The sequence below is a fragment of the Bradyrhizobium amphicarpaeae genome (assembly GCF_002266435.3).
Lineage (GTDB): Bacteria > Pseudomonadota > Alphaproteobacteria > Rhizobiales > Xanthobacteraceae > Bradyrhizobium > Bradyrhizobium amphicarpaeae.
Genome location: NZ_CP029426.2, coordinates 5,713,659 through 5,733,206, shown reverse-complemented (window position 1 = coordinate 5,733,206; position 19,548 = coordinate 5,713,659). Strand labels below are relative to the sequence as shown.

Genomic DNA, 19,548 nt, shown 5'->3' with positions numbered 1-19,548 from the left:
GACGTCACACGCCTGAAATATCCTTCGTTGATGGTCTGAAACCGAGAATCATCAAACTCTCGGAATTTCCCCATGCGGGTATTAATCGCAACTGACGCCTGGCATCCCCAGGTCAACGGTGTGGTCCGCACCCTGACCTCGCTGGCGAATGCCGCCAAGGCGCTCGATGTCGAGATCGACTTCCTGACGCCGGAGGGCTTTCCGTCCTGGCCGCTGCCGACCTATCCGGGCCTGCGCTTTGCGCTGCCGGGCCGCAAGGAGATCGCGCGACGGATCGAGAAGGCCGCGCCGGACGCGCTCCACATCGCGACCGAAGGCCCGATCGGCTGGGCCGCGCGCGCCTATTGCCGCCGCAACCGGCTTGCCTTCACCACCTCCTACACGACGCGCTTTCCTGAATATGTTGCGGTGCGGACCGGCATCCCCTCTGCCGTCGGTTATGCCGTGCTGCGCCACTTCCACGATGCCGCCGCGATGACCATGGTGGCGACGCCTTCGCTGCGGCAGGAGCTCTCCGAGCGCGGCTTCAAGCGACTCGGCTTCTGGACGCGCGGCGTCAACACCGAGCTGTTTCATCCCGACGATCCCGCCAAGCTCGGCCTGCCGGGCCCGATCTTCATGACCATGGGCCGGGTCGCGGTGGAGAAGAATCTCGAAGCGTTTCTGTCGCTCGATCTGCCCGGCACCAAGGTCGTGGTCGGCGACGGCCCGCAGAAGGCGGCACTCGAGAAGAAATACCCGGATGCGGTGTTTCTCGGCGAGAAGAAGGGCGCCGATCTCACCGCGCATCTCGCCGCCGCCGACGTCTTCGTGTTTCCGAGCCTGACCGACACCTTTGGCGTGGTGCAGCTGGAGGCGCTCGCCTGCGGCACGCCGGTTGCGGCATTTCCCGTGACGGGGCCCAAGGACGTGATCGCCGATCATCCGATCGGCGCGATCGATCAGGATCTGCGCACCGCATGCCTCCGCGCGCTCACCATGTCGCGGGAGACCTGCCGCAACTTCGCGCTGGAGCGCTCCTGGGAAAACAGCGCGCGCCAGTTCGTCGGCAACCTCACATCACTTCAGCCCAGCCGCGTCCTGCGCGCCTCGCCCCGGATGGCGCGGCGGCCGGTGCGCGGTTGATCCCAAAACGTCTGACCACAGCGAGAACCACACCGATGTCCAAGATCATGAACCTTGACGGCACCCAGCAGCTCGACCTCACCCGTGGCACGGTCGAGCAGGCCTACGATCGCTGGGCGCCCGTCTACGATCTCGTGTTCGGCGGCGTGTTTGCCAAGGGCCGGCAGGCTGCGATCGCGGCCACCAACAAGATCGGCGGCCGCGTGCTCGAGGTCGGCGTCGGCACCGGCATCTCGCTGCCGCTCTACGCGCCGCACCTGCGCATCTTCGGTACCGACATTTCGGAAGCGATGCTCGACAAGGCGCGCCAGCGCGTCACCGAGGGCCAGCTGAAGAATGTCGAGGGACTTGCAGTGATGGACGCCGAGAAGCTCGAATTCCCCGACAATTCCTTCGACGTCGTGATGGCGCAATACGTCGTCACCGCCGTGCCGAATCCGGAAGTCGCGCTGGACGAATTCGCCCGCGTGCTGCGCCCGGGCGGCGAGCTGATCATCCTCACCCGGGTCAGTGCCGATACCGGCATGCGCCGCTTCATCGAGCAGAAGCTGCAGCCGGTGGTGCGCCCGCTCGGCTTCCGCACCGCCGAGTTCGCCTGGTCGCGCTATGCGACGTGGCTGGCGGGAGCCCACGGCATCGAGCTGGCCGAGCGCCGCCTGATCCCGCCGCTCGGTCATTTCTCGCTGGTGCGCTTCCGCAAGGTCGACGTCGCGAAAGCGGCGTGAGCTTACACGTCGCGTGCGTCATCGCGCCGCTCCGCATCGTCACATGACACAATGATGATGTCACACGGCCTACATCGAATCCCTGTATTCCCGTACCCGAAAGCATTTTGGGGGAGAGCATGATCAAGAATTATCTCGAGCAGCTGCGGATCCAGCGCTGGGACGACCATCGCTACTATCACCACAGCCGGATCAATCAGAGCCTGCACTTCATCAGCGCGCTGAGCTTTCTCTTTGCCTATGTCTGGCTGTTCATCGATCCCGTCGTCTCCGCGCTGGTCGGATGGCTGGTCTCGATGACCTCGCGCCAGGCCGGTCATTTCTTCTTCGAGCCGCACACGTACGATCACGTCAACCAGGCCACCCACGAGTACAAGGAAGAGATCAAGGTCGGCTACAATCTGCAGCGCAAGGTGGTGCTGATGGCGATCTGGGCGCTGTCTCCGCTGGTGCTGGTCGCCGATCCCACGCTGTTCGGCCTGTTCACGCCCTGGGCGACCGCGACCGACTTCATGCGGCAGGTTGCCAAGATCTGGCTCGTGGTCGGCGGCGGCGGTCTGCTGTTCCGCACCGTGCACCTGTTCTTCATCCGCGACGTCGAAACCGGTCTCGTCTGGATGACCAAGATCCTGACCGACCCCTTCCACGACCTGATGCTCTATCGCACCGCGCCGCTCGCCTTGATGCGCGGCGAGCTGATGGACCCCGGCCTGCACCTCAACCCCGAGCACACTCTGGGTCTCATCGGCGAGCCCACGCTCGAAGAGCAGCACGCCTGAGCGCGCCGGTCTCATCAAGCACTCCGATGTCCAATGGTTGCGTCATGCCCGGGCTTGTCCCGGGCATCCACGTGTTGGGGCTGTTGCGCGGAGACGCGTGGATGGCCGGGACAGGCCCGGCCATGACGGCACTGGAGAAATCAGCCTCAGCGTCCGAAGCGCCTGGCCAGCATCTCTTTCAGGATCTGCCGCTTGATATTCTTGTTGGTGAGCACGCCGTCGTGCCACCAGAAGCCGTCGGCCTTCATCTTTCCGGCGGCGCGGACGAAGCGCTCGGCGACCTCGGTGAAATCGGCATCGGTGTAGTTGAGGCTGAAGATCAGCCGTCCCGTGCCGACCCAGCTCAGCGCCAGCCCCTCGGCGCGCAGGTAATATTGCAGCATCCAGTTGTAGCGGGACGGCGTGGTGTATTTCACCGTCCAGATCGACGAGAAGTTTGCGAACCGCACCGGCAGGCCGGCATCTCGCATCATCTGGTTGAGCCTCTCGGCGCGGCCGTTCCAGGTTTCCTCGAGTCCGTCATACACAGCGCGAAAATTCGGGCTGGCGAGCCGGCTCAAAAACTCGTCCATCGCCGTCATGACGTAAGGGTGCGAATTGAAGGTGCCGCGGGCGAAGCAGATGTCGGCGGGACGGTCGTCACGGAAGCGGCGCATCAGCTCGCGCTTGCCGCAGACGACGCCGATCGGCAGGCCGCCGGCGAGGCTCTTGCCGTAGGTCACCATGTCGGCCTTGACGCCGAAATATTCCTGGGCGCCGCCGGCGGCGAGGCGGAAGCCGACGAAGACTTCATCGAAGATCAGCACGATGCCGCGCTCGGTGCAGACATCGCGCAGCTGCTTCAGCCATTCGGTATAGGCCGCGCGATCGAAATGGCCGCCGCGCGAGCTGTCGACCAGCGAGGAATCGCCGGGCGCGTTGCCGTTCGGATGCAGGCCCTGCAGCGGATTGACCAGCACGCAGGCGATGTCGCGGCGCGTGCGCAGGACGTGCAGCGTCTTCTCCGACATTTCGGCGAGGGTGTAGGTCTCATGCGCGGCAATGGGGTTGCCGACGCCGGGCTGCACGTCGCCCCACCAGCCGTGATAGGCACCGGCGAAACGAACCAGATGCGTGCGCTTGGTGTGGTAGCGCGCGAGCCGCACCGCCTGCATCACGGCTTCGGTGCCGGACATGTGGAAGGAGACCTCGTCGAGGCCGGAGATCCGGCAGAGCCGCTGCACGTTGTCGAGAATGACGGGATGATAGGGGCCGAGCACGGGACCCAGCGCATGCGCGCGCTTCTCGGCGCCCTCGATGCACTCCTTGTAGAAGTCGTTGCCGAAGATGTTGACGCCGTAGGATCCGGTGAGATCGTACGACGTGTTGCCGTCGACATCGGTGACGGTGACGCCGCTCGAGGAGTCCACGAAGGTCGAGGTGCCCAGATGCTCGCGGACGAGGCGCGAGAACTGGAACGGCACGCGGTAGCTTTCGGTGAAATTGAGGTCGGAGATCGTCTCTGCCGCTTCCTTCGTCATCGCGCGGCCCTTGGGGTAGCGCTCGGCGTAGATGCTAGCGAGACGGAAGAAGGCGTCCTTGCGCTGCGCGACCACGTCATCAGGCGCGCCGTCGCAGCCGAAATATTTGTCGCCTTCGAACTCGTAGAACGGCAGCAGCTTTGCCACCCGCCGCGACATCTTGGAGTGCCCGGCGAGCGAGCGGTGCTTGGCGCGGGACAGCTCGACCCGCGCCTTGAGCTTCGGGAAGACGGCGGCAGCAGACGCTGCCGCGGCCACGGACATCGAGAGAATCGGGAGTGTCGTTTCCATGACAACAAGCGCTAATACTGTGAGCTGACAGATTCATGACAGTCAAAGCCATCATCGCCTCTTTCACCCAGCAGGAAGACCTCAACTTCCTGTTGACCAACCGCATCCCCCGCGCGGCCCTGACCCGCTTCATGGGCTGGTTCTCCAAGATCGAGAACCCGCTGGTGCGGGACGCCTCGATCGCGCTGTGGAAGTTGTTCTCCGACCTCGATCTGTCGGAGGCGCGGAAAGATCATTTCACGAGCCTGCACGATTGCTTCACCCGGGAGCTCAAGCCGGGCCTGCGTCCCTTCGATCCGGATCCGTCCGTTGTCGCGAGTCCCTCCGACGGCATCGTCGGTGCCCATGGTAGGATCGCCGACACCGAACTATTTCAGGTCAAGGGCGCCCCCTATTCGCTGCTCGACCTGCTCGGCGATTCCGCGCTGGTCGACCAGCACCGCAACGGCTCCTTCGTCACGCTGCGGTTGACCTCGAGCATGTATCACCGCTTCCATGCGCCTTTCGACGCGCATGTCGAGCGGGTCACGCTGATCCATGGCGATGTCTGGAATGTCAACCCGATCGCGCTGAAGCGGGTCGAGCGTCTGTTCTGCAAGAACGAGCGCGCGGTGATCCGGACGAAGCTTTCGACCGGCGAAGCCGTGACGCTGGTGCCGGTCGCCGCGATCCTGGTCGCCAGCATCCGCCTGCACTTCCTCGACATGGTGCTGAACGCGCAGTCCCACGGCCCGGTCAATTTCCCCTGCGACGTCAACGTGGCCAAGGGCGAGGAGCTCGGCTGGTTCGAGCACGGCTCGACCATCATCATCCTCGCGCCCGGCGATTTCACCTTCTGCGACGGCATCGCCGAGGGCACGCGCATTCGCGCCGGTCAAGCGCTGTTGAGGAAAAAGTAGCCTTCAATCCGCCGTCCCCGCCGCCTATATCCTCGGCGGGGACGATAGATCGACACGGATTCGAGCGATGGCGCGGGCGCCGGTGATGGCGGCGGGTGGTATTGTGCTGCGGCGTGGTGCGCCGCCGCTGATCGCGGTCGTGCGCCAGCGCAAGCGCAACGAATGGGTTTTGCCCAAGGGCAAGCTCGACGACGGCGAGACGCCGAAGCAGGCGGCGCACCGCGAGGTGCTCGAGGAAACCGGGCACGACGTCGCCATCCATGAATTCCTGGGCACGCTCGTCTACCAGTCCGGCGGGCGGACCAAGGTCGTGCATTTCTGGCGCATGGAGGTCGAGGGCGGTCCGATCCGCAAGCTGATGAACGACATCAAGGCGGTCGACTGGCTGACGCTCGACGATGCGCTCGCGCGCCTGTCGCGCGAATATGAGCGCGCCTTCCTGACCCAGATCGGCCCGATCGCGCTTGCGGCAGCGGGGCTGACGGCGCTGCCCGCGCCCGAGCCGACGCTCGCCGCCGACGATATCGATGCAACGCTGCAGACTTTGACGCCGGCCGAAGCCGCCTCCGTCGACGAGCTGCGGCATGGTCTGCTGCAGAAAGTGAAAGCCTGGCTGCGCGGCGAGGCGTGAGATTTTTGGCACAGAATTATTGCGCCGCGTTGAGGGTGCACTCCCTCTCCCCCTGTGGGAGAGGGTGGATCGCCGCGTAGCGGCGAGACGGGTGAGGGGTCTCTCTCCGCGTGCAAATCTCTCACGTTTGAATTTGCGGATAGATACCCCTCATCCGGCGCTCCGCGCCACCTTCTCCCACAAGGGTAGAAGGGAAGAAGAGTCACCGCCGCTCTTTCTTCTCCCTCGCGGGTGCCGGCTTGCGCGGCGCGGCGGGCCGTTGTGCGGCAGGGAGGCGCTGCTGGAAGCTGCCTGGTCGCTGCACGCCCGGCTGTTGAGCCGCGGGCGGTAGGCCCGGTTGCAATCCGGTGCGCGGGGTTTGCGGCTGTGGCGTCGTCGCCGGCTGCGGCGGCAGGGCCCCGCCGGGTTGCACGTTAGGCGGGCCGGTGCGTGACGGCTGCGTCTGCGGCGCGCCGCGGGGCGGCGTGCCTGGTCCGGTGCGCGGTGCGCCGGCCGGTTGTCCTGCACCTTGGCGCTGACCGCGTTGCTGTTGCCCTTGTTGCTGCTGACCCTGGCCCGCACGCGGCGTGCCCGGTTGCACGGCGCCGCCTTGCTGGCCTTGCCGTTGCGGCGGCTGCGCGCCTTGCCGGCCTGGCGTGCCCGGCGGTTGCTGACCCGGACGGATGTTCTGGCCGGGCTGGCCGTTCGGCCGCTGCGGCTGTTGGCCAGGTGCGGTCGCCGGCCGCAATTGCTGTTGCTGCGGCGGTTGGACCGGCCGCGGAATGCGGCTGACCGCGGCCGGATTGGCCCGGCGGAAGTCGCGCTGTTCGGTGACGATCTGGCGTCCGGTGGTCTGCGCCAGATGCACCTGGCCGACGAAGCCGCGGTCGCGCGCGATCTGCTGTGCGGGAATCGTGATCGGCACCGCGGCGAAGCGCATGATTCCGGCAGTGGCCGCGCCGGGCCGGATCGCAAAGCCGCTGGCGCCTTGCGTCAGCGCGCCGAGCCGCGTGCCGCTGCTGCGGTCGTCGACGTCGATGTGGCCGACGCGGCCGTCGGCATCGGGATAGAGCTTGATGTTGACGTTGCGCGCGCTGCTCGCTGCCGCGCCCTCCGGCACGTCGACGACGCCGGTGGTGCCGCGGATGCCGAGCGTCGCGGTCGGGGTCGTGATCTTCATGTCGCCGGTCTTCGCCACGGCGGCCGCGACGAAGGCGACCGTGCCCTTGCCGACGTCGAAGATCGCGGAGTTCTGCTTGCCGCCGTCCTCGTAGACGTAATTGTCGATGGTGATCTTCGAGGAGGCGGAGAGATTGAACGTGGTGGCATCGTCGAAGGTGATGCCGAGCGAGGAGTTCGACGAGGTCTGCACCACGTCGTTGAGATAGATGTCGTCGCGCACGCGCAGAGGATAGGAATTCTTGTCACGGATCACGGTGGCGATCCCCGTGACGGTCGCAACGTTGCCAATCGGCTCGACCGCGGCGGGTTGTGCGTCCGCGGCAGGCGTTGGCGAAGCGGAGGGCGCCGGGGAGGGAGCAGGGGACGGCTGAGCTTGTGGCTGCGTCTGCGCGAGCTCGATTGTCTCGGACGCGCGAGCCACGCTGCTGCCTGCCACCGGCAAAGCCGGCAGCATGAGCGCGAACACGAAGCGGCGCCAGGCCAGCATGGATGTCACGAAGAAGTCCCGGTGAGAACGCGAGGCGAGATCGGTTGATATCAGCCGGGGGGACCTGAATGGCGGATGAACATGCGTCGTACGGGAGCGACGAACGATCAAAGGGCGCGCTATGCTAACGAGGGACTAGCTGTCTCCGCATCGTCATGGCCGGGCTTGACCCGGCCATCCACGTCTTGACGTACGACGTTTAGAACGTGGATGCCCGGGACAAGCCCGGGCATGACGAGGAATTGTGCGCTCGGCGTGTCAGCTCACGCGCTTCCAGGTCTGGCCGCCGCAGAACATGCCGCCGAAGGCGCAGCCCTGCACGCGCATCGCATTCGGGCCCTTCATCGCGATGGTCGAGTCGTAATTGCGGCCGGAGTCGGGATCGTGGATGCGGCCGCTCCACTTCGAACCCTCGGGCTTCATGTTGATCAGGATGCGCTCATTGGTCTTCGCGGCGTAGCCGCAGAGATTGGCGCCGCACTGCTCGACCCGGACGTTGCCCTTGTTCTCTTCGGTTGCCCAGACGCCGATCGGCGAGTTGGCGACGACCACGGGCGCGGCGGCCACAGGGGCGGGAGCGGGCGCAGGAGCAATTGCGACCGGCGCGGGGGCCGGAGCAGGAGCCGCGACGGGCGCCGGCTGCGTGTTGGCGTCGAAGCCGACCGACGGCGCGGCGGCAACCGTCGGGGCCGGAGCGGCGGGAGCCGTGACGGCGGGCGCGGCCGGTGCAGTCGCCTGCACTGGCGCCTGCTGCACCGGAGCCGGCGCGGGCTGTGCAGTCGTCGTGCTTGGTGTGGTGTCGTCATCGTCCTTGGAGCCGCCAAGGCCCTTCAGGTTGATGTTGTTCAACTTGATCGGCTTGTCCGACAGGCCGGGTGCAACGATGGTCACGCAGTTGAGTGAGGCGCAATTGCGCGGCGTCTCGATGCGGATGTGCTGGCCCTCGATCTGGAATGCGATCGTGTTGCCGCCGGCGTGGGCGGCGGCGGTCGAGGCCAGAAAGAGCGCGGTGGCGGCGATGGCGAGCTTGTTCATGACAACCTCCGAAAATGGCGCGGTCCCGATATGGACTGAAGTCGCTGGTGGATGAAGCGTGGTTCGACCCTACGCCGGGGCCGCCCGGCGTTCTGTGATGGGGATCACAACGGTGGCGCGCGGTCTGGGTGAGGAAGCGCACATTCAGCGGAAGATCCTCTGCATAAGCTCGTGGCTGCACTCAGGGAGGCGTGGATGAAACGGCTTGCGACTTCGCTTGGCACCTTGATCGCACTGCTGGCGACTTCGCCCGCGGCCGAGGCCGGCTCCTATTCCTTCTCGATCGGCGGCCACCGCTTTCACGTCGAGGCGCCCAAGAGTTGCCGATCCGCGTCCTGCGTTTCAATCTCCAATCGCAGCCTTCGACCCTCCGAGGATGCCGACGCGAGGCCGGCCGCGCCGCCTACGCCTGCGCCGGTGGTCCAAGCGCCACAGCCGGTCTCGGTTGCTCCCGCCCGGCCAGCACCGGCGACATATGTCGCAACACCGCCGCCCGCTCCAGCCCCCGTCCTTGCCGCGACCATGTCGCAGCCGGTTGTGCCGCCGCCGGCCCCAAGACTCGAGACGTCAAGACTCGAGACGTCAAGACCCGAGGCGCTGAGCCCCAGTCCGCCAAGGATTGAGTTGCCGCACCTCGATCCGCCGCACATGGAGCCGCCAGCCGTTGCGAAGCCAGACATCAAACAGGCGGCACCGATCGCAGAGCGTAGCGACGACGAGCCGGGCTATACGGCGCTCGGCGAATGGGAGAGTGTCGGCGCCAAGGGCACGGTTCGGATCGAACGATGTGGACCTGCCCTGTGCGGTTTTGCGCTGACCGAGGCCTTGAGCCGGGGCGAGAGTGTGCTCGTCAACATGAAGCCGAAATCGCACGACGTCTGGACCGGCAGCATTTACAGTCGCACCAGCGGACGCACCTATTACGGAAGGATGACGCTGAAGAGCTCCGGCAGGCTCTATGTCGAGGCCTGCGCGATCGGCCGCTTCTGGTGCTCGGGCAACGACTGGACGCGGGTCGAGGAGCCGCGCGAGCAAATGATGACGACGTCGCGGCAATGGAGCGCGCGGTCGTAGGGTGGGCAAAGCGAAGCGTGCCCACGATTCATCTCGAATTGAACTGCCAGATGGTGGGCACGGCGCAAGTCCGCCTTTGCTCACCCTGCGGCACTCGCTTGAAGCAGACGCCTCATCCGGCGCTTCGCGCCACCTTCTCCCACAAGGGGGGAAGGAAGAAGAACGGCCCTTGATGAGCCGCTAGATCATGCCGATCACGATGGCGCCGACGAAGGCCATGGCGAGGTACGCGGTGACTACGCTCAGTCTCCCGGCGAACGTCATGAGATCGCTTCCTCCATGCGCGCCGCTTTGCGCGCTGGCCTCATGGTTAACAGAGAGTGGCCTTGCGAAAAAGTCAGCCCTGCTGTCGCTCGGTCCTGCCGGCGCCCCGGCACGCGCGGGGCCTTATGGTTAAAGAACCCTGAAATCAACGTGTTGAAGAGTCTTTAAGTAAATTCACCCAACGTGCGTGCATGACGCGCGGAGTTCGTTTGTATCTCGTCGGCTCCATCGTCCTTGTTTCGCTAGCGGGTTGCGGACGCGGCTTCTTCCAGGCCGAACGCGAACCGTGGCGGGCCGAGGCTGAAGCCGCTTGCCTGAAATCGGGCGCGGTGAAAGAGGGGCCGGACCTCGTCCGGATCGACCCGATCTCCGGGCCCGGCATGTGCGGCGCCGAGTTTCCGCTCAAGGTCGCCGCCATCGGCGAGGCCTCGAGCAGCTACGGCTTTGCCGACGAAGAGCTGCGCCCGCCCGGCAGCATCGGCGGCCAGCCGCGCTGGCCGGTAACACAGCCGCGGTCGAATTATCCGGCGTCGTCCTATCCGCAACGCTCGAATTATCCTGAAGCCGCGGTGCGCCAGCCAGCCGGCTATGGTGCATCGTCCGGGCCGGTGTCGCTGAATGCGCCCGGCGTGGCGGCGCAGGAGGATGAGATCGACCTGCCGCCCGACGGCACCGATGCCGCGGGCGCGGCGCGCTACATGAATTCGCCGAGCTATCCGGCGCGACCGGCACCGTACTCGCAGGCACCCGCCCAGCCGCCGCCGCGCCTTGGTCCCGCGCAGGGCAATCCCGTCACGGCCGTCGGTCCGGTCGCGATCAAGCCGACCGCGACGCTCGCCTGTCCGATCGTGTCCGAACTCGACCGCTGGCTCGCCGACACGGTGCAGCCGTCTGCGATGCGCTGGTTCGGCGTCCGCGTCGCCGAGATCAAGCAGATCTCCGCCTATTCCTGCCGCGGCATGAACGGCAATCCGCATTCTCACATCTCCGAGCACGCCTTCGGCAACGCGCTCGACATCGCCGCCTTCGTGCTCGCCGACGGCCGCCGCGTCACCGTGAAGGACGGCTGGCGGGGCATGCCGGAGGAGCAGGGATTCTTGCGCGACGTGCAGTCCGGCGCCTGCGCGCATTTCACCACGGTGCTCGCGCCGGGGTCGAACGTCTATCACTACGATCACATCCACGTCGATCTGATGCGCCGCGCCAGCCGCCGCCTGATCTGCCAGCCCGCCGCCGTCTCGGGCGAAGAGGTCGCCTCGCGTGCGCAGTCGCGCCGCCCCTATGCCAATGCGCACGAAACCTCAGTCACCGGTTCGCTCGGTGTGCGCAAGAGCGCGACGCGCAAGCGCGAGGAAGACGACTACGCCGACGACTAGGTGCCTTCGCCGGGTCTGGACCGGCCGCCCACCCGCTGAGACCGGTCTGTTCAAGCAGCGCTGTGTGTTCGGCAAAGCGTAGTTGGCGCGCAAAAATTTGCGCGGTCGTGATTTTCAGTCAAGCCATTGAATAGTTATCGCTATTCGCGCGCCGACGGGCTTTTCCCGTGGTTGGCACATTCGCTGCATTGAGGTGCTGCAACGAAGCGGCGCTGCCGGCGCTGTGAGCCATCGGAACCCGTCATGCAGATGTCTGTCACCCCGCATTATTCGGATCTCGAGCAGCGCGTGCTGTCGCGCATCACGGAGGAGCGCTGGCTTGAGCTGGCATCGGAGCTGATCCGCACGGGACAGCCGCGCTCCGGCAATCCGCTCGATCCGGATCTGCCGCCTGCCGAGGAGGAGGCCATCTCCATGCTGGTCGCGGGCAAGCTCGAAGCCCTCGGCATGGTGGTCACCAAGCATAGCGCGCAACCGCACCGGCCGAATGTTCTCGGCGTGCTGAAAGGACGGGAGGGTGCGCCGTCGCTGATCCTCAACGATCACCTCGACACTTATCCGGTGGCCGAGCCCGAGAAATGGCACATGACCGATTTCGATCCGTTCAAGGCCACGCGCCACGGCGATCTGCTCTACGCGCGCGGTACCTCCGACACCCGCGGCAATCTTGCGGCCTCGCTGCTCGCGGTGCAGGCGCTGATCGAAGAGGGCGTGATATTCGATGGCACCTTGATGTGCTGCTACACCGTCGATGAGGAGCGCAACGGCACCGAGGGCTCGATCTACATGCTGAACAAGGTCGGCCTCACTGCCGACTACGAGATCACCGCCGAGCCGACTGCGTGGGGCGACGTCAGCAAGGATTGGGGCATGAACCTCTCGGTGGCGAATTCCGGCCACTGCCTGGTCGAGGTCACGGTCGAAGGCATCAAGTCGCATATCTGGCGCCCCGACATCAGCGTCAACGCCATCATGGAGGCCGCGAAGCTGCTGCCGAAGCTGAAGGAGATGGCTTTCACGCACGTGCCCAGCAAGTTCATGGGACACACGCCGCCCTGCTGCTCGGTGGTCCGTATCCGCGGCGGCCTGCCCGGCGAGATGCAGTTCTCACCCGATGCCTGCACGATCACGCTCGCGGTGGTCGGCATCGTGCCGGGCATGACGCTCGGAAGCGTGATCTCCGACATCGAGCGTCTCGGGCAGCAGACATTCGCGGGCGTCAACGACGTCAAGGTCGGGGTGCGCCAGGTGCCCGGCTCGCTGTTCGTCAACGCGACCGAACCGGTGCCGGTCGAGGAAGAGCCTTGCCGCTCCCTGCGCGCGGTCTATCGGCGCCTGATGGGCCGCGAACCCGGCGTCAACCGCAAGAACGCGTTCAACGACACGATCCGCTTTCGTGAGGCCGGCATCAACGCAGTGACGTTCGGGCCCGGCGAGGACGGCTGGGCCGTCGACAACGAGAACATCTCGATCACCAAGTCGGTGATGGCGACGCGGATCTATGCGCTGACCGTCATGCAGATCCTGGGCGTGCGTGCATGAGCGTCGAGGCAAGCCACATGGCCATTCCGATCTCGGCAGATCGCACGCGGCGCGGCAATCTGCGGCTGAGGGTCCCGAAGGTCTCGCGATCGGTCCTGCTCTCGATGCTCACGATTGCCATGCTGCTGGCCTGCTGGGCCATCGTCACGGAGACGGGCTGGGCCAACGAGTTGTTCCTGCCGAAGCCGCAAGCGGTCTGGGCAGCGTTCATCAAGACGATGACGAAGGGTTACCAGGGCGCGACGCTGCTCCAGCATCTCGGCGCCAGTCTGTATCGCATCCTGACGGCTTTCGCGCTGGCCTGCCTCGTCGGCATTCCGCTCGGCGTCCTCATGGGCGTGTCGCGCAACGCCCGCGCGCTGCTCAATCCGCTGATCGAATTCTACCGGCCGCTGCCGCCGCTCGGACTCTATACATTGCTCGTGATGTGGCTCGGCATCGGCGAGAGCTCGAAGCTGTCGCTGCTGTTCCTTGCCGGTTTGCCCGGTATCGTCATCTCGACGATCCAGGCCGTGACGAGCGTCGATCCCGTCTACGTGCGTGCCGCACAGTCACTCGGCGCGACCCGGCGCCATCTGCTGTTCCACGTCTATCTGCCAGCCGCAGGGCCTTTGATCCTGGCCGGCATGCGCATCTCGCTCGGTTTCACCTACACCGTTCTGGTCGCTGCCGAGATCGTCGCGGCATCAGCTGGCATCGGCTGGATGATCTGGGATGCTGCAAAGTTCCTGCTGTCCGACGTCGTGATCATGGGCCTGATCGTGCTTGGCCTAACCGGCGTCGTGCTCGATCTCATCATGCGCGGGATCGCGAAACTGTTGATGCCATGGGCCTGAAATCCAATCCTGATCGAGGGGGATCGATACGATGAAGAGATTTGTTGCCACGCTCGCACTTGCCACGCTCGCGTTCACGTCCACTCTGCGCGCCGAAGACAAGCCGGCGAAAGTGACCGTCGGCTATCTGAATCTGGTGAATGCCCAGCTCGTTACCAAGCATCTCGGCCTGCTCGCCAAGGAGATGCCGGGCGTCGACATCAAATACGTGAAGGTTGGTGGTGGCGGCGACATGCTGCGCGCGATCGCCGGCAATGACGTCGACTTCGGCGGCCTCGGCAACCCACCGACCGCGATCGGCGCGACCCGGGCCCTGCCGATCAAGGGCATCCTCGTCATCAACATGCTCGACTATGTCGAATCAATGGTGGTTCGTGCCGACAAGAACATCACCTCGCTCAAGGACCTCAAGGGCAAGACCGTCGCCGCGCCCTTCGGTTCGACGACACACTATCTGCTGCTCCAGGCTTTGAAGGACGAAGGTGTCGATCCCGCATCGATGAAGATTATCGACCTCGCGCCGTCGGACATTGCGGCGGCCTGGCTTCGCGGCGACATCGACGCCGCCTGGTTCTGGGAGCCAAATCTCGACAAGGCCGTGAAGAATGGCGGCAAGATCCTCGTTACCTCGGGCGAGATGGCGAAGCGCGGCTACCCGACCTGGGACATCGGCGTCGTCATGAACGCGTTCGCGCAGAAATATCCGTCCTACGTCGAGAAGTTCGTCAAGGCCGAATGCGAAGGTATCGATTTCTGGCTCAAGAACCCGGACAAGACCGCCGAGATCATCGCGGAGGAGCTTTCCCTTCCGCTCGAGGACGCGACGCGCATGATGAAGGGCACCGGGATGGTCCCCTGCAGCAAGCAGCTCACGGACGAGTATCTCGGCACGTCCGCGAAGAAGGGCAAGTTCGTCGACACGCTGGTCTCGACTGCCGATTTCCTGGTGAAGCAGGAGCGTCTGCCGAAGCTGTTGCCGCGTGCCGACTTCGAGGCTTTCATCCAGCCGGCCTATATCGAGAAGGTGATCGGCCGCTAAAACCGGTGCCGGCGGCCTCGTTCTCGCCGGCACCTCCTGTCCTTGCAAGCACGTGACCGACATGGATATCTCGCCCCGCAAACTCCGCGCCGCCTATCGCAGCGGCAGCTTCCGGCCGTCCGACGTCGCCGCGCATGTGCTGTCGCGTCTGAATGGCGCCGACCAGAGCGGTGTCTGGATATCGACGGCAAGTCCCGGGAACGTCATGGCCGCTGCGCGTGCGCTCGACGCGCGCATCGGTGAGATCGATAAGTTGCCGCTCTATGGGCTCGTCTTCTCGGTGAAGGATTGCATCGACGTCGCAGGGGAGCAGACGACGTCGGCCTGTCCCGAATTCGCCTATGTGGCGAACGAGACCAGTCCGGTGGTGGCTGACGCCGTTTCGGCCGGCGCAATCTATGTCGGCAAGACCAACATGGACCAGTTCGCGACCGGGCTCGTTGGTGTCCGCTCGCCTTATGGCATCGCACGCAATCCGCACAATCCGGACTACATTCCTGGCGGCTCCAGCTCGGGCGCGGCGGTGTCGGTCGCAACGGGCACATCGTCCTTCGCGTTCGGAACTGACACCGGCGGGTCGGGCAGGGTGCCCGCATCCTATTGCGGCGTGACCGGCTTCAAGCCAGCGCCGGGAGCTTTCAGCCAGCGCGGCATGGTCTATGCGTGCCGGAGCTTCGACACCATCTCGCTTTACACGCGCGATCCATCCGACGGGTACGACGTGTATCGCGTGCTGGCGCGCCGCGATCCCGCCGATAGCTTTTCGCCGTTGGAGTGCGCCGGATGGACAGAGCAGGCGTCGCCCGCGCGGCCGCTGAGGATCGCCACGCCGCGCCTCGATCAGCTCAAATTCTTCGGCAACCCGGAGACGGAGAGACTGTTCGGCGACGCATTGCATCGGCTGCGCCGGCTCGATCTGCCGGTCGTAGCCGTCGATTTTTCGCCGTTCACCTCGATCAACGATCTCATGTTCTTCGGTCCGTTCCTTGCGGAGCGCGACGTTTCGATCGGTGCGTTTCTCGATGCTCATCCCGATGCGGGGGTCAAGATCGTGCGCGATATCGTCCTCGGCAGCCGGAAGTTCTCTGCAGCTGATGCTTATCGCGCGTCCTATGCAGTCAAGGAGGTCCAGCGCGGCCTTCGCGCTTTCTGGGACGCCCATGACGCTTTGGTCGTGCCAACCGTCGGAACGGTGCTGCGCATCCAAGATGTGGCGCGCGATCCGCTGACGGCCAACTTCAACAACGGCTACTACACGAATTACGCCAACCCGCTCGGCCTCGCTGCGATTGCGGTTCCGAACGCGATGACCGGGGCAGGGGTGCCCTACGGTGTAACGTTCCTGGCTCCGGCCGGGCGCGAGCGTCTGCTGGCTGACCTCGCCCGTGCATTCACCGATTCGGCGGTCGGGCATTGAGCGTTCACGCCGCGTTGCAATCCGCTCCGAGACCTCCTAGCCTTCGAGGCGTCACTCGAGGGGAGACAGATGGTGGGGCGCGGTCATGCCCATGAGGTCACCGATCCCGGTCAGTCCTGCGAGGAGGCCCCACGCGGCACCGGTCGCTACGTGCTGAAGGCCCTGGGCAAGCCTGACCTGGACCTGGTGATGCGGACCGGCAGGTTGGTGACCTACCAGAACCGCGAATATTTGTTGCGGGAAGGCGAGCCGGCGAACGGCATCCACGTCATTCTTAGCGGCATCGTCGAAAGTACGCATGCCGGCACGCAAGGTCGCGAATTGATGCTGGCGACGTGGGAGGCCGGCGACTTTGTGGGTGCCCCCTATATTCTCGGCGACCACCGGCATAGCTGGTCGGCGCGCGCGCTCGGCCGGGTCGAGGCCCTTCACCTCGACCAGGACTCGCTACGCCGTTTGATCGGGCAGTCCCCCTCGTTCGCTGTCGCGCTGATCGAATGTCTCGGTTTCAAGGGCGAGACCTATTCGATGCTGGCGCAGACACTGGCGGGGCAGAAGGCGGCGGAACGGCTGGTGCTGCTGCTGGTCAAGCTTTGCGAGAATGCCGCGCAGGACGAGAGCGGCCCAATCTCGCTCGGCCGCATCACGCAGGCCAATCTCGCCCGCATGATCGGCGCGACGCGGCAGTCGATCAGCCTGATCCTCAACCGCCTTCAGGATGACGGGATCATCACGACCGGTCCGACGAAGATGGTCGTCAACGATCTCGCGGCGTTGAGGAAGCAGGTGACCGACTAAAGCGTTCTCGTCGTCACTTCGAGGACGCGTTGGTCGGAACCAGGCCCATGCAGAGCTGCACCTCGCCCGGCACGTTGTAGGTGCGCATGATGTGGCGGCTGTCGCGCAAGCCGGATGCTTCACGCTGCACCACGAACATCCAGAGTGCCTGACCAGCTTCGAGCACCAGCTTGCGCCTGGCCTGCTGCTGCAATGGCGCCAAATCCGATTGCGCATGAGCGGCGTCGAATTCGCGCAAGCGTGTCAGTGCCTGTTCGAGTGTGCGCCCCATCCGCCCGAGCGCTGAGGCTTGCTCCTGGACGATCTCGTAGTGGAGGATATCGACGGGCGGGCGAAGGTCACGGGACATGGCCGCAAATATAGTGCCGCCTGACCGGTCCGCGCAACGCGCGGCTACTTCGCCCGATACGCCGCCAGGAACATCCGCGTTGCGCTGTCGACCACCTCGGTCATGCGCTCCTCCGACGGCGCGGGCGCGGCCTGGAATACGAAGGGCAGGAAGAGGGAGGCCTTGCACAGCTCCATGAACTGCGAGGCGGCGAGGTCGCAATCGCCGATCTCGAGATTGCCGGAAGCGACACGAGCCTGGAGGAAGGCGGAGAGGCGGTTGATGCTTTTGTCGAGCACGCGCGCATAGTAGCGGCGGCCGACATCCGGCATGCGTTCGGCGATCGCCATCACGGTGCGGATCGCCGATCCGCCACCGGGCCGGCAGACCAAATGAAGATAGGCGAGGCCGAATTCCTTCAACGTGGTCTCGGCATCGCGCGCGGGATCGAAACTGAACACGACCTGGCCGTGCTGGAGCGCCTCCTGCTCGAGGATGGCTTCGAACAGCGCGCATTTGTCGGCGAAGTAGACGTAGAGCGTGCCCTTGGAGACCTGCGCCGCGCGCGCGATCTCGCCCATGCTGGCGCCGTCAAACCCCAGATCCATGAACACCTTACGGGCACCGTCCAGGATCTGGCGACGTTTGGAGCCGTCCTCCTCCTGGATGACGTGCAGATGATCGCGGCCGGCTACAACCATTGGTTCAGGGTCTCGGCAGGTTTTTGAATCGGGTCTGCGGCCATGAAACCCGAATAAAGGATTCTCGTCAGTAGGGTCCAGCCGGGAATATTATGTATATTGACCGAACCGTTCGGTCAATGATATTTGGATTGGCGAGAGGGAGCAGGCCGCATGCCGGCTGCCTCCTTGATCGCGCTTTTTTGGGGAGGCCTTTTATGGCCGTATCGAGAGACCAGGTTGCGCGCGTCCTTCGCGAGGAAACGGTGGAGGCGCACGCGGACGGCGATGCTGCGATCGAGAACGCCGCGCCGCTTGCCGAGCAATTGCGGTCTCACTTGGCCGAGGAAGCCAAGCGCCGCACCGCCGAGGCGCCGGAGAAGCCCGTGACCGACAAGCCGGCCGCACCTGAGCCTAACGCACCGGCCGCCGGCGCCCCCAAATCCGGCAAGCGCAAATTCGTCCTGATGGGCGTCGGCCTCGTGCTGGCGCTCGCGGCCGCGAGCTATGCCGGCTACTATACGCTGGTCGGACGCTTCTACATCTCCACCGATGACGCCTATGTCCGCGCCAACAACACCATGCTGGGCGCGCGCGTTGCCGGCCACATCGCCTCGATCCTCGCCGGCGACAACACGGCGGTGAAAGCGGGCGACATCGTCTTCCGCATCGACGACGGCGACTACAAGATCGCGGTCGACGCCGCCGCGACCAGGATCGCGACCCAGCAGGCCACCATCGATCGCATCGGCCGCCAGGTCGCCGCGCTCGACAGCCAGGTCGCCCAGGCCAAGGCACAGCTCGCCTCGGCCGAGGCGGGCCTCAAGCGCGCCGATCTCGACTATGAGCGCCAGCAGGCGTTGAGCAACAAAGGGTTTGCCTCGCGAGCCGTATTCGAGAGCTCGGAAGCCGGACGCGACCAGGGCGCCGCCGCGGTCAAGGCCGCGCAGGCCGCCTACGACGTTGCAATCAGCAACGTCGACGTCGCCAAGGCGCAGCAGGCCGAAGCGCAGGCCCAACTCGCCGAGCTCAAGACCACGCTCGCCAAGGCGGAGCGCGATCTGGCCTTCACCGCGGTGCGTGCGCCGGTTGGCGGCACGTTCTCCAATCGCCTGGTCAACACCGGCGACTTCGTCGCGGTCGGCCAGCGCCTCGGCAACATCGTGCCGCTCGACGACGTCTATATCGATGCCAATTTCAAGGAAACCCAGCTCAAGCGCATTCGTCCCGGCCAGCCGGTGACGATCAAGGTCGATGCCTACGGCATGCGCAAGTTCTCCGGTGTCGTCGACAGCATCGCGGCGGGCTCGGGCTCGGTGTTCACGCTGCTGCCGCCCGACAACGCCACCGGCAATTTTACCAAGATTGTGCAGCGCGTGCCGGTCCGCATCCGCGTGCCGAAGTCGGTGGCGAAGCAGAACCTGCTCCGTGCCGGCATGTCGGTCTATGCGACCGTCGACACCAACAAGGGCGCGGCCGACGCCGACAGCGAGGTCGACCTCGACGATCCCACCGCGATCCACCCGCAGTAGACAACCCGC

General features: G+C 65.3%; 18 protein-coding genes. 13 read left to right on the top strand and 5 right to left on the bottom strand.

All coding sequences use genetic code 11. The features are described 5' to 3' along the window. Positions 1 to 72: 72 nt before the first annotated feature. The 3 genes from CIT40_RS26825 (at position 73) to CIT40_RS26815 (ending at position 2,629) form a co-directional block, all read left to right on the top strand. Complete coding sequence (locus CIT40_RS26825; RefSeq protein ID WP_094893848.1) at positions 73 to 1,125, top strand: glycosyltransferase family 4 protein; 1,053 nt, start codon at positions 73 to 75, stop codon at positions 1,123 to 1,125. A 35-nt stretch (positions 1,126 to 1,160) separates the two neighbouring features. Further along, complete coding sequence (locus CIT40_RS26820; protein ID WP_094893849.1) at positions 1,161 to 1,850, top strand: class I SAM-dependent methyltransferase; 690 nt, start codon at positions 1,161 to 1,163, stop codon at positions 1,848 to 1,850. Between the two features lie 119 nt (positions 1,851 to 1,969). Beyond that, a complete protein-coding gene (locus tag CIT40_RS26815; RefSeq protein WP_094893850.1) occupies positions 1,970 to 2,629 on the top strand; it encodes a hypothetical protein in 660 nt (219 codons plus the stop codon). Between the two features lie 146 nt (positions 2,630 to 2,775). Here CIT40_RS26815 and CIT40_RS26810 read toward each other — a convergent pair whose 3' ends face one another. Further along, the gene (locus CIT40_RS26810) at positions 2,776 to 4,440 is read right to left on the bottom strand and encodes an aminotransferase class III-fold pyridoxal phosphate-dependent enzyme (protein ID WP_094893851.1); all 1,665 of its coding nucleotides are present in this window, start codon (positions 4,438 to 4,440) and stop codon (positions 2,776 to 2,778) included. Between the two features lie 35 nt (positions 4,441 to 4,475). On the opposite strand from CIT40_RS26810, the gene asd reads away from it, so the two are divergent. Next, positions 4,476 to 5,339: an archaetidylserine decarboxylase gene (asd, locus tag CIT40_RS26805; RefSeq protein WP_094893852.1), complete on the top strand. Its 864-nt coding sequence runs from the start codon at positions 4,476 to 4,478 to the stop codon at positions 5,337 to 5,339. Positions 5,340 to 5,406: 67 nt separating this feature from the next. After that, a complete protein-coding gene (locus CIT40_RS26800) occupies positions 5,407 to 5,970 on the top strand; it encodes an NUDIX hydrolase (RefSeq protein ID WP_094893853.1) in 564 nt (187 codons plus the stop codon). A 202-nt stretch (positions 5,971 to 6,172) separates the two neighbouring features. On the opposite strand, the gene CIT40_RS26795 is transcribed toward CIT40_RS26800, so the two are convergent. Beyond that, a complete protein-coding gene (locus CIT40_RS26795; RefSeq protein WP_162307898.1) occupies positions 6,173 to 7,618 on the bottom strand; it encodes a FecR family protein in 1,446 nt (481 codons plus the stop codon). Positions 7,619 to 7,876: 258 nt separating this feature from the next. Continuing rightward, positions 7,877 to 8,653 carry a DUF2147 domain-containing protein gene (locus CIT40_RS26790; RefSeq protein WP_094893855.1) on the bottom strand — a complete coding sequence of 259 codons (777 nt, stop codon included), beginning with the start codon at positions 8,651 to 8,653 and terminating at the stop codon, positions 7,877 to 7,879. 648 nt (positions 8,654 to 9,301) lie between these two features. On the opposite strand from CIT40_RS26790, the gene CIT40_RS26785 reads away from it, so the two are divergent. The 7 genes from CIT40_RS26785 to CIT40_RS26755 all read left to right on the top strand — a co-directional run bounded on the left by CIT40_RS26785 (position 9,302) and on the right by CIT40_RS26755 (position 16,999). Beyond that, positions 9,302 to 9,727: a DUF2147 domain-containing protein gene (locus CIT40_RS26785; protein WP_244611858.1), complete on the top strand. Its 426-nt coding sequence runs from the start codon at positions 9,302 to 9,304 to the stop codon at positions 9,725 to 9,727. 455 nt (positions 9,728 to 10,182) lie between these two features. Next, the gene (locus tag CIT40_RS26780; protein ID WP_094893857.1) at positions 10,183 to 11,367 is read left to right on the top strand and encodes an extensin-like domain-containing protein; all 1,185 of its coding nucleotides are present in this window, start codon (positions 10,183 to 10,185) and stop codon (positions 11,365 to 11,367) included. 243 nt (positions 11,368 to 11,610) lie between these two features. Then, positions 11,611 to 12,909, top strand: a complete 1,299-nt coding sequence (locus tag CIT40_RS26775; protein ID WP_094893858.1) for a M20 family metallopeptidase — start codon at positions 11,611 to 11,613, stop codon at positions 12,907 to 12,909. Further along, entirely contained in the window at positions 12,906 to 13,745 is an 840-nt protein-coding gene (locus CIT40_RS26770; protein WP_094893859.1) for an ABC transporter permease, read from the top strand. Before CIT40_RS26775 ends, CIT40_RS26770 begins: the two co-directional genes overlap by 4 nt. A gap of 31 nt (positions 13,746 to 13,776) precedes the next feature. Continuing rightward, on the top strand, positions 13,777 to 14,784 hold the full coding sequence (locus CIT40_RS26765) for a taurine ABC transporter substrate-binding protein (RefSeq protein WP_094893860.1): 1,008 nt from the start codon (positions 13,777 to 13,779) through the stop codon (positions 14,782 to 14,784). A 61-nt stretch (positions 14,785 to 14,845) separates the two neighbouring features. Next, the gene (locus CIT40_RS26760) at positions 14,846 to 16,201 is read left to right on the top strand and encodes an amidase family protein (RefSeq protein WP_094894019.1); all 1,356 of its coding nucleotides are present in this window, start codon (positions 14,846 to 14,848) and stop codon (positions 16,199 to 16,201) included. A gap of 69 nt (positions 16,202 to 16,270) precedes the next feature. Further along, the gene (locus tag CIT40_RS26755; RefSeq protein WP_244611857.1) at positions 16,271 to 16,999 is read left to right on the top strand and encodes a Crp/Fnr family transcriptional regulator; all 729 of its coding nucleotides are present in this window, start codon (positions 16,271 to 16,273) and stop codon (positions 16,997 to 16,999) included. 13 nt (positions 17,000 to 17,012) lie between these two features. On the opposite strand, the gene CIT40_RS26750 is transcribed toward CIT40_RS26755, so the two are convergent. Both CIT40_RS26750 and CIT40_RS26745 read right to left on the bottom strand, forming a co-directional pair. Then, entirely contained in the window at positions 17,013 to 17,348 is a 336-nt protein-coding gene (locus CIT40_RS26750; RefSeq protein WP_094893861.1) for a DUF6665 family protein, read from the bottom strand. A 44-nt stretch (positions 17,349 to 17,392) separates the two neighbouring features. Then, a complete protein-coding gene (locus tag CIT40_RS26745) occupies positions 17,393 to 18,028 on the bottom strand; it encodes a TetR/AcrR family transcriptional regulator (RefSeq protein WP_094893862.1) in 636 nt (211 codons plus the stop codon). 197 nt (positions 18,029 to 18,225) lie between these two features. On the opposite strand from CIT40_RS26745, the gene CIT40_RS26740 reads away from it, so the two are divergent. Next, positions 18,226 to 19,539, top strand: a complete 1,314-nt coding sequence (locus tag CIT40_RS26740; protein WP_094893863.1) for an HlyD family secretion protein — start codon at positions 18,226 to 18,228, stop codon at positions 19,537 to 19,539. Positions 19,540 to 19,548 lie beyond the last annotated feature (9 nt).

What these genes read in the sequence shown, in the direction of transcription:
- CIT40_RS26775 (WP_094893858.1), top strand. Translation starts at nt 11,611, where the DNA reads ATGCAGATGTCTGTCACCCCGCATTATTCGGATCTCGAGCAGCGCGTG.
- CIT40_RS26785 (WP_244611858.1), top strand. Translation starts at nt 9,302, where the DNA reads ATGGAGCCGCCAGCCGTTGCGAAGCCAGACATCAAACAGGCGGCACCG.
- CIT40_RS26760 (WP_094894019.1), top strand. Translation starts at nt 14,846, where the DNA reads ATGGATATCTCGCCCCGCAAACTCCGCGCCGCCTATCGCAGCGGCAGC.
- CIT40_RS26815 (WP_094893850.1), top strand. Translation starts at nt 1,970, where the DNA reads ATGATCAAGAATTATCTCGAGCAGCTGCGGATCCAGCGCTGGGACGAC.
- CIT40_RS26750 (WP_094893861.1), bottom strand. Translation starts at nt 17,348, where the DNA reads ATGTCCCGTGACCTTCGCCCGCCCGTCGATATCCTCCACTACGAGATC.
- asd (WP_094893852.1), top strand. Translation starts at nt 4,476, where the DNA reads ATGACAGTCAAAGCCATCATCGCCTCTTTCACCCAGCAGGAAGACCTC.
- CIT40_RS26780 (WP_094893857.1), top strand. Translation starts at nt 10,183, where the DNA reads ATGACGCGCGGAGTTCGTTTGTATCTCGTCGGCTCCATCGTCCTTGTT.
- CIT40_RS26810 (WP_094893851.1), bottom strand. Translation starts at nt 4,440, where the DNA reads ATGGAAACGACACTCCCGATTCTCTCGATGTCCGTGGCCGCGGCAGCG.
- CIT40_RS26790 (WP_094893855.1), bottom strand. Translation starts at nt 8,653, where the DNA reads ATGAACAAGCTCGCCATCGCCGCCACCGCGCTCTTTCTGGCCTCGACC.
- CIT40_RS26795 (WP_162307898.1), bottom strand. Translation starts at nt 7,618, where the DNA reads ATGCTGGCCTGGCGCCGCTTCGTGTTCGCGCTCATGCTGCCGGCTTTG.
- CIT40_RS26765 (WP_094893860.1), top strand. Translation starts at nt 13,777, where the DNA reads ATGAAGAGATTTGTTGCCACGCTCGCACTTGCCACGCTCGCGTTCACG.
- CIT40_RS26800 (WP_094893853.1), top strand. Translation starts at nt 5,407, where the DNA reads ATGGCGCGGGCGCCGGTGATGGCGGCGGGTGGTATTGTGCTGCGGCGT.
- CIT40_RS26825 (WP_094893848.1), top strand. Translation starts at nt 73, where the DNA reads ATGCGGGTATTAATCGCAACTGACGCCTGGCATCCCCAGGTCAACGGT.
- CIT40_RS26745 (WP_094893862.1), bottom strand. Translation starts at nt 18,028, where the DNA reads ATGGTTGTAGCCGGCCGCGATCATCTGCACGTCATCCAGGAGGAGGAC.
- CIT40_RS26755 (WP_244611857.1), top strand. Translation starts at nt 16,271, where the DNA reads ATGGTGGGGCGCGGTCATGCCCATGAGGTCACCGATCCCGGTCAGTCC.
- CIT40_RS26770 (WP_094893859.1), top strand. Translation starts at nt 12,906, where the DNA reads ATGAGCGTCGAGGCAAGCCACATGGCCATTCCGATCTCGGCAGATCGC.
- CIT40_RS26740 (WP_094893863.1), top strand. Translation starts at nt 18,226, where the DNA reads ATGGCCGTATCGAGAGACCAGGTTGCGCGCGTCCTTCGCGAGGAAACG.
- CIT40_RS26820 (WP_094893849.1), top strand. Translation starts at nt 1,161, where the DNA reads ATGTCCAAGATCATGAACCTTGACGGCACCCAGCAGCTCGACCTCACC.